This is a genomic window from Deinococcus marmoris DSM 12784, assembly GCF_000701405.1.
In the GTDB taxonomy this organism is placed as follows: Bacteria; Deinococcota; Deinococci; order Deinococcales; family Deinococcaceae; genus Deinococcus; species Deinococcus marmoris.
In genome coordinates, this window is sequence record NZ_JNIV01000154.1 from 1 (window position 1) to 7,719 (window position 7,719).

Consider the following 7,719-nt stretch of genomic DNA (forward strand, 5'->3'; position numbering starts at 1 on the left):
AACCCCAGACGATGTTCGTCCATCGCCCAGACAGATACTCGAGGATGGAGCAGCTCCGCCGCGCGGAGCTGCTCCACTAAGACTTTGTTTTGAACGCTTCCTTGGCGGCATCGTCGCCGCCAACGTGCTGTGGGCGGGGCTGTTGTGGGGAGAAGCCGGCGGCCCGCATGAATTCATAGGTGCGGCTCAGATACACGTCCTTGCCAAACTGTTCTTTGATCCAGCGTTGAAGCTGCGCGCCGTCCCAGACCTGGCCCTGCTCAAAGTCTGCCTGGAGTCGAGCAGCAAGAACTTGCTGCTCGTCATCGGTCAAGATCCTGGGCGCTCCCACATTCTCCTGTCGTCCGTCCTGCAACCCGGCCAAACCCAGGCGGTGATAGCGCTCAATCGCGTCACGGGCGCTCGTCACCGCATACTTCGTGATGCTCAAAACCTCGCTCTCACTTCGCCCTTCGGCCAGCAGTGCAAAGAATTGCGCCCGTCGTCGCTCCACAGCACTTCGACTGGCCCGGTACACCTCCCAGAAGTCGGCGGCACTGTGGCGAAAGGTGATGGCTGAATAGAATTTGGCGATGCTCCAGTCTACGCTTTTTATTCGGAGTCCGTATGACAGCAGATTTTGGACGAAAAATGCCTCCAGGCAGCACTTGCCTCCTGTGAGCCGGTGCGGCGAAATGAGCTGGAGGGCGTGACTTTTCATGCTTGTCACGCGCCCGCGTGCTACCCGTGTAGACAATGAATGTCCTCGATCTCATCCGCGCCGCTGGCCCACTGCTCTGGGTTCTGATCGCCCTGTCCCTCTATGTCGTGTACCTGAGCGTGGCGCGGGCGCAGGCGCTGTCCCGGCTGGGCAGAAGTGCCGACGCCCTGATCGAGCGGGCGCGGGCCGTGACGGCGGAGAGTGGTCCGGCGGCGGCGCTGGCCGAGGTGGACCGGGCCGGACAGTCCTCGCCAGCCATCAATGTGCTGCGGGCCGGACTGGGGCGCGCGGACCGGGGCGTGGACGCCGCCGGAGCCGCCATGCAGTCCGCCCTGCTGGCCGAGGACACCCGGCTGTACGCGGGCCTGAGTGCGCTGGGCACCGCCGCGCAGATCGCCCCGCTGCTGGGGCTGCTGGGCACGGTGATCGGCATGGTCCGCTCGTTCCTGGTGTTCAGCTCCACCGCCGCGCCCACGCCCGCGCAACTGGCCACCGGCATCAGCGAGGCGCTGGTGAACACGGCAGGCGGCCTGATCGTGGCGATCATCGCCTACGTGGCCCGCAACGCTCTGAAGGCCCGCGCAGACCGCATCGCCGTGGCCGCCGAACGGGTGCGCGAGGACCTGCCCGGCTGGCTGGCCCGCCCCGAGAGCCGCCCGCGCCCCGAGCGACAGATGGCCCGAGAGCAGAGTTCCAGAGAGCAGAGTTACAGGGAACAGAACTACATCGAACAGGATTACACGGAGCAGAACTACAGGGAACAGATCTACGATAATCAGGTTCAGCGGGGCCAGGAGCGCAGCCCGCAATCACAGCGGCAGGCGCAGAGTACGGCGACTCCGGTACTGGCCTTCGATTTCGATGAGGCCCGTGACAACGCGGGAACCATCAGCAGTGGGCCGAACAACACCGGCATCTTCCGCACCACGACGCCAGCCAAGGCCGCCCCGGTCCCGCGCGACGGCGAGAGCAGGAACCGATGACCCGTGCCCCTACCCGCCGCCGGATGCGCGACAGCGGCGACGGCGTGACCTTCGACTTTGCCCCGATGGTGGACGTGGTGCTGCTGTTGCTGATCTTCTTCTTCCTGACCAGCAGCCTGGGCGCACGCCAGAACGCGCTGCCGCTGGACCTGCCGCGCGCCAGCACCACTGTGCAGGAAACGCCCGCGCTGCCTATCGTGAGCGTGGACCGCGCCGGGAAGTTGTTTCTGAACGGGCAGGCGACCACCCTGACCAAATTGAGTGGGCAACTGAAACCTCTGCTGGGGACCTCGGGCGGCGTGGTGGGCCTGCGCGCCGACGAGCGTGGCAGCTACGGCACCGTGGTCCGCGTGATGGACGTGATCAAGAAGGCTGGGGGCGAACGGCTGGCGCTGGGGACGAGGCCCAGCCAGTGAGATGACCACCTTCCCGCCCACTCCCGGCCCGCAGCAGGCGTCCGAGGGCCGCGAACGCTTCCGCGCGCTGGCCGCCACCATCGGGCTGCATGTGGTGGTCTTCTCTGGCCTGCTGCTGCTGCGCCCCGCTGCGCCCGACGCCCTCCAGAGTCTGCCTGACCCGCTGCGGACCCCACTGGAAGTCGTGACCCTGGCCCCCGCGCCCGCGCCTTTGCCCGTGCAGGCCACCGCGCCGCTGACGCCAAAGCCAGCGACTCCAAAGCCAGTGCCTCCGAAACCCGTGCCACCCAGGCCCGTTACGGCCAGACCCGTCACGCCGCCGAAGCCCACACCGGCCAGGCCCGCGCCCAGGCCCGCAGCAGCGCCCACGCCCACCCCACAGGTACAAGCCACGCCGACGCCCCCCCCACCGAGACCTGCGCCCATACCCATACCGACACCGACTCCCGCTGCCCCACCCAGCCCGCAGCCCTCGCCGCCTGCCGCCCAGGTCAGAGCGCCCTCACCCGCGCCGGCACCCAGACCCGCCGAAGTGCCCGCCGCGACGCCCAGACCCGCGCAGCCAGCAGCGGCTCCAGTGGCCCAGGCCCCTGACCCCACGCCCAGACCCGCTCCCACTCCGGTTCAGCCCACACCCGCCGAACGCACACCCGTGACCCAGCCGACGCCCGCGACGCCTGCCCCGGCGCGCACGGCAGCCACCGCGCCCACAGCGTCCTCGCCGCAGCCCGCGCCCGAGATCGCCCCGGAACGGGTCACGACGCCGCAGGTGGGCAGCGTGGAACCCCAGCCGCGCGCGGCGGCCCCGGACACGCCCGCCGAACCCGTGCAGGCCGCCCCCGCCGCGCCTGCCCCGCAGCCGGAAGCCGTGACCGCCCTGCCCCGCCGCGAGGACACCACGCCGACTGCGCCCGCTGCCACTGCCACTGGCACCCCTGCCAGGGAGGCGGCCAGCACGCCAGAGGACGCCGTCACGGCGCGTCCATCCGCACAGGCTCCAGACACCGCCACACCCACAGAAGCCGCGCCAGCCCCCAGCCGCAGCGCCAGCAACGAGCCGGTGGCGGCCATTCCAGCCCGCCCACAGGCCAGCAGTCCTGCCCAGGCCACTGCGCCCACGGCCCCCGTGACCGCCCGCGAGACTCCCATTCCCGTGGCCCCCAGCGCCGAGGCGGCACGGGCGGGCAGCGCGGCGACCACGCCGGGGGCCGATTCATCTGCCCCGGTGGCCGCGCGGCCCAGCCGAACCCCTATTCCGGCAGCTCCCGCCGCCCAGACTGAAGCAGGACGGGGGGCGACGGCTTCCAATACAGGGGCTTCCAACACACAGGGCAGCGCCCCAGTCGCCGCCACACCCGCGCGCACCCCGGCAGCGGCAGGCGGCGGCCAGAGCAGTTCCGGGCCGGTGGCCCAGGCTCCGGGCAACCGTGCGGGAGAAGCGGCTTCAGGCAGCGCCCCGGTCACTGCCCGCCCCGCCGAGGGCAGTGGAACGGGAACCACCGCCACACCCGGCAGCGCCACCGACGCCCCCTCGCGGGGCACGGCGGGGAGCAACGGGGCTACCCCAGGTGCGCCCGCCGCCCCCCGCGAATCGGCGGGTGGCACGGGGGGCGGCAGCGGGGGCAGCAGTGATACCGGCACCCCGGCCAGCGGACGCGGCACAGCAGGCGCGGGGCAGCCCGGCTCCGGTCAGGCAGGCAGCGCCCAGGGCGGCGCAGGCACGGCCCCGGCAGCCTCACGCGCGGGGGCGGCAGGTGGAAGTGCCGGCGTGCCCGCAGGCGGCGCGGGCGGAGACGGCGGCGTCACTGCGCGCGCCGGTGGTGGGGGCGGCGGCACTGGGGGCAGCGAGGACCGCCTGCTGAACTGCTCGGTGGTGGTGGACGTGCGCGGTCTGGGCAACTTCCAACGCGCCCAGTCCAGCTTCGTCTTCGGTCCGGGCAACCAGCAGTTGTGGCCCGACGCCACGCTGATCCAGGGTGTCAGCAGCCAGTTGGTTCAGGAGGGCAACCTCCAGACCTACATCACCAGCGAGGGCCAGATCGGGGAGTTCAAGAACGTCACCCGGGTCAAGGCGCAGGCCGTGCAGGCCACCAGATTCGCCCCCACCAGCAACTACATCACCGACGCGGTGCTGTCTGCCGCCGCCGCCGCCCAGTTCCGCTCGGCGGGTCAGGCCTGCCGGGTGGTGTACCTCAAGGACTGAGGCCCGTAGAGACGGACCCTTTGTCCACTCTGAACACCAGAAGTCAGTTTCCCGTCAACCACAAGTTTCTAAATGGAGTGCAGTATGCGTAAACCCACCCACCTGATGGCCCTGTTCACCCTCGTCCCCCTGCTGTCTGGCCCGGCGCTGGCCTGGGTGCCCCAACTGGAAGAAACCACCGCCAAGAACGTGATCGACGGCGCATATGGCCGCCGTGCCCCGGTGCCCACCTTCCTGACGATGGACCTGGGTGTCAAGGACGGTCAATTCGTGGCCGGGCCGCAGGCGGTCACCGCCTACATGGGCGGCCCCGCCTGCGTGGACGGCTGGCTGGCCGCCCCCACGGACTACACGGCAGGCAGCCGCCCCGCCGCGCTGACCATCAGCGGGCAGGCCGATCAGTTGTTCTTCGCTGCTCAGGATGCCCGTGACAGTTTCAAGAACCTGAGTGTCAAGGAGGCGCTGGGCGAGGAATACGCCAGCAAGCGGCTCGCCAACGGGGAACTGCGGATAGATATCAACGTGCGCGGCCTGCCCACCGAACAGGCCCGCAACGCCTATCTGGTCCGCATGAAGGGCAAGGACGGCAAACTGGTGGCCCCGGTCCGCTCCACCTATGTCAACGATTTCAAGCAGGACGGCGAGACCTGGACCGGCACGCTGGTATATTACTTTGAACCCCTGAAAGCCGGACTGGGCGCAGGCGAAAAGGTCAACCTGCTGGTCAAGACAGAGGCCGATACGGAATGCGCCTACAACGTTTCGGTGGACCTGAGCAAGTTCCAGTAACCGGAAAACCCGTCTCCTGCGAGCCTCCTCTCCATGCGGGCGGGGGCTTTTCGCCTGGCTGCACTGGTTTGGCTGCCCTGGCCTGACTGCACTGCTGCGCCCCGACAACCCCTAAAATCCGGGGCGTGTCAACCTTTCCCCTTCTGGCCGTGGACATCGGCAACACCAGCACCGTCCTGGGTCTCGCGGACGAAACCGGAACCCTGACCCACACCTGGCGAGTGCGGACCAACCGCGAGTCCCTGCCCGACGATCTGGCGCTGCAACTGCACGGCCTGTTCTCGGTGGCCGGGGCGCAGGTGCCGCGCTCGGCGATTCTCAGCAGCGTGGCTCCCCCGGTGGGCGAGAACTACGCGCTGGCATTGCGGCGGCATTACGGGGTGGAGGCCTTCAGCGTCTCGGCCCTGAGCCTGCCCGACGTGACCGTGGAGCTGGACACGCCCGACGCCGTGGGCGCGGACCGCCTGTGCAACCTGTTCGGCGCGGAAAAGTATCTGGACCGTCAGGATTACGCCGTGGTGGTGGACTTCGGCACCAGCACCAACTTCGACGTGATCGGGCGCGGGCGGCGCTTTCTGGGCGGCATTCTGGCCACAGGCGCGCAGGTCAGCGCCGACGCCCTGTTCGCCCGCGCCGCCAAACTGCCGCGCATCACGCTGGAGGCCCCGGCCAGCGCCATCGGCAAGAACACCGTTCACGCCCTGCAATCCGGTCTGGTCTACGGTTACGCCGAGATGGTGGACGGTCTGCTGCGCCGCATCCGCGCCGAACTTCCGGCCCCTGCCGTCGCCATCGCCACGGGGGGCTTTGCCCGCACCATCGAGGGCATCTGCCGCGAGATCGACTACTACGACGAAACCCTGACGCTGCGGGGACTGGTAGAGGTCTGGGCAAGCCGGTAAGGAGATGGGTGGACTGGAGGCCGCGCCACCCCGCCGCACACGGGTTCCGCACTACCCTGTCACCCATGACCCACGCTTCCAGCCCCACCCCGGACCGCATCATCAGCCTGCTGCCCAGCGCCACCGATCTGCTGTTTGACCTGGGCCTGGGCGCACGCGTGGCCGGGGTCAGCCATTCGTGTGACCATCCGGGGGCGGCGGGCCTGCCGGTGCTGACGCGCTCCATCGTGGATTCGGGGGCGTCCCAGGCCGAGATAGACCGCGCCGTGAGCGAGGCCATGCGCGCGGGGCTGGCACTGTACAGCGTGGACGGCGGGTTGCTGGACGCCATCAATCCGGGGCTGGTGGTCACGCAGGGCGTGTGCGAGGTCTGCGCGGTCACGCCGGGAACGATTGAAGAGGCGGTGCGTTACCTGCCCGGCTGCCTGCCCGCCGCGAATGTGTTGAGCCTGGAGGGCCGCAGCGTGGCCGGGATTCTGGACGACTTGCGCTTACTGGCGAACGCGGCTGGTGTGGCAGAACTCGGGGAGGAACTGGCCACTGCTGCCCAGGCCCGCTGGGACGCCATCGTGCCCGTTCAGACCGCGCCGCGCGTGATGACGCTGGAGTGGGTAGACCCGCCCTTCTACGGCGGCCACTGGGTTCCCGAACAGGTGGAGCGGGCGGGCGGCGTGAATGTGCTGGGAGCGGCAGGTACCGACAGCGGGCGCACGGGCTGGGACGACATCAGCGCCCTTGACCCCGATGTGATCGTGGTGATGTGCTGCGGCTACGGCCTGGAGAAGAACGCGGAATTTGCCCGCGAACTTCTGGAGCGCACCGATTTGCGGGCCGTGCGTGACGGTCAACTGTGGGCTGTGGACGCCAACGCCCACTTCTCCCGCCCGGCGCTGGGCGTGGTGCGCGGCGCGGAAGTGCTGGCCGAGCTGCTGCGCGGGCGCGAATGCGCGGGCGAAAGTGTGCGGATAGTCAGGAATTCACCCACGGCCTGACCCACGCCATCACCTGCGCCGAAGCATCTTCCGCTGAGGTATCCAGCCGCAGCAGAGGCGCATGAAGCTCCAATGGTTTCCAGTTGGCATTCTCAGGGATACGGTCATGAATGCCAGGATGGTCAATAAAGGGGCGAAGTTGCGACTCCACACGCGCCGCGTGACGGCGTTTCAACTCAACCATATCGGCGGAACAGTGAATCTGAATGATCTGCGCCCCATGTTTCTCCGAAAGGCCCAGCAGGTCAGGCTCGCTCATACCCAGATAAAAATGGGTTTCCAGAATCAGGCCCTGTCCCGCCGTCAGGATGGCGTCGGCTGCCCGGAGCATCACGAAATAGCTGGCCTTCCCGACTTCTCTGTTTCGGGGAATTCGTTCGTCTTCAGGGATTAAATCCGGCGAGTTCAAGTTGCTAGCGCACCACTCTGATGGGCCGAGTGTACCTCTTGGGGCGTGCGATACCCCAACACTTTTCGGGGTCTGTTGTTCAGCAGGTGCTGGGCGGCTATCACTGTGGACAGCTCCATCACTGTAAAGTCCGTCCCCTTCGGGAAAAACTGTCTCAGCAACCCGTTAGTGTTCTCCACAGATCCCTTCTCCCAGGGACTGTGCGCGTGGCAGGCATAGGTTGAGGCATTCCACTGCTGACCGAGAGCCTCGGTCAGCACAAATTCCCGCCCCTGGTCTATCGTGATGGTTTTGACGATTTGACTGTCCAGCACGCTGTCCATTG

At 68.2% G+C, this 7,719-nt stretch carries 8 protein-coding genes and 1 pseudogene; 6 read left to right on the plus strand and 3 right to left on the minus strand.

Annotated features, from left to right (window positions below; all coding sequences use genetic code 11):
* Positions 1 to 76: 76 nt before the first annotated feature.
* A complete protein-coding gene (locus Q319_RS0121810) occupies positions 77 to 700 on the minus strand; it encodes a winged helix-turn-helix domain-containing protein (protein ID WP_029484523.1) in 624 nt (207 codons plus the stop codon).
* Between the two features lie 35 nt (positions 701 to 735).
* Here Q319_RS0121810 and Q319_RS0121815 point away from each other — a divergent pair.
* The 6 genes and pseudogenes from Q319_RS0121815 to Q319_RS0121845 all read left to right on the plus strand — a co-directional run.
* Positions 736 to 1,356: pseudogene (locus Q319_RS0121815) on the plus strand (MotA/TolQ/ExbB proton channel family protein); the annotation flags it as partial.
* Between the two features lie 323 nt (positions 1,357 to 1,679).
* A complete protein-coding gene (locus Q319_RS0121820; RefSeq protein ID WP_029484525.1) occupies positions 1,680 to 2,099 on the plus strand; it encodes an ExbD/TolR family protein in 420 nt (139 codons plus the stop codon).
* 1 nt (position 2,100) lies between these two features.
* Positions 2,101 to 4,302, plus strand: coding sequence for a hypothetical protein (locus tag Q319_RS27605; protein WP_156039535.1), 2,202 nt, complete (start codon positions 2,101 to 2,103; stop codon positions 4,300 to 4,302).
* Between the two features lie 84 nt (positions 4,303 to 4,386).
* Positions 4,387 to 5,091: a hypothetical protein gene (locus tag Q319_RS0121835; RefSeq protein WP_029484528.1), complete on the plus strand. Its 705-nt coding sequence runs from the start codon at positions 4,387 to 4,389 to the stop codon at positions 5,089 to 5,091.
* 125 nt (positions 5,092 to 5,216) lie between these two features.
* On the plus strand, positions 5,217 to 5,993 hold the full coding sequence (locus Q319_RS0121840) for a type III pantothenate kinase (RefSeq protein WP_034416281.1): 777 nt from the start codon (positions 5,217 to 5,219) through the stop codon (positions 5,991 to 5,993).
* 65 nt (positions 5,994 to 6,058) lie between these two features.
* Positions 6,059 to 6,985 (plus strand): cobalamin-binding protein, encoded by a 927-nt coding sequence (locus Q319_RS0121845; protein ID WP_029484530.1) that lies wholly within the window; start codon positions 6,059 to 6,061, stop codon positions 6,983 to 6,985.
* Here Q319_RS0121845 and Q319_RS0121850 read toward each other — a convergent pair.
* Positions 6,963 to 7,394: a P-loop nucleotide/nucleoside kinase family protein gene (locus Q319_RS0121850; RefSeq protein WP_156039536.1), complete on the minus strand. Its 432-nt coding sequence runs from the start codon at positions 7,392 to 7,394 to the stop codon at positions 6,963 to 6,965. The two genes, Q319_RS0121845 and Q319_RS0121850, sit on opposite strands and share 23 nt — an antisense overlap.
* A partial coding sequence (locus Q319_RS0121855; protein ID WP_029484532.1) for an IS30 family transposase occupies positions 7,391 to 7,719 on the minus strand: 329 nt, incomplete at its 5' end. The genes Q319_RS0121855 and Q319_RS0121850, both read right to left, overlap by 4 nt.

Bases quoted from the DNA above. Each gene is read 5' to 3' on its own strand.
- Q319_RS0121810 (WP_029484523.1), bottom strand. From the start codon at position 700: ATGAAAAGTCACGCCCTCCAGCTCATTTCGCCGCACCGGCTCACAGGA.
- Q319_RS0121820 (WP_029484525.1), top strand. From the start codon at position 1,680: ATGACCCGTGCCCCTACCCGCCGCCGGATGCGCGACAGCGGCGACGGC.
- Q319_RS27605 (WP_156039535.1), top strand. From the start codon at position 2,101: ATGACCACCTTCCCGCCCACTCCCGGCCCGCAGCAGGCGTCCGAGGGC.
- Q319_RS0121835 (WP_029484528.1), top strand. From the start codon at position 4,387: ATGCGTAAACCCACCCACCTGATGGCCCTGTTCACCCTCGTCCCCCTG.
- Q319_RS0121845 (WP_029484530.1), top strand. From the start codon at position 6,059: ATGACCCACGCTTCCAGCCCCACCCCGGACCGCATCATCAGCCTGCTG.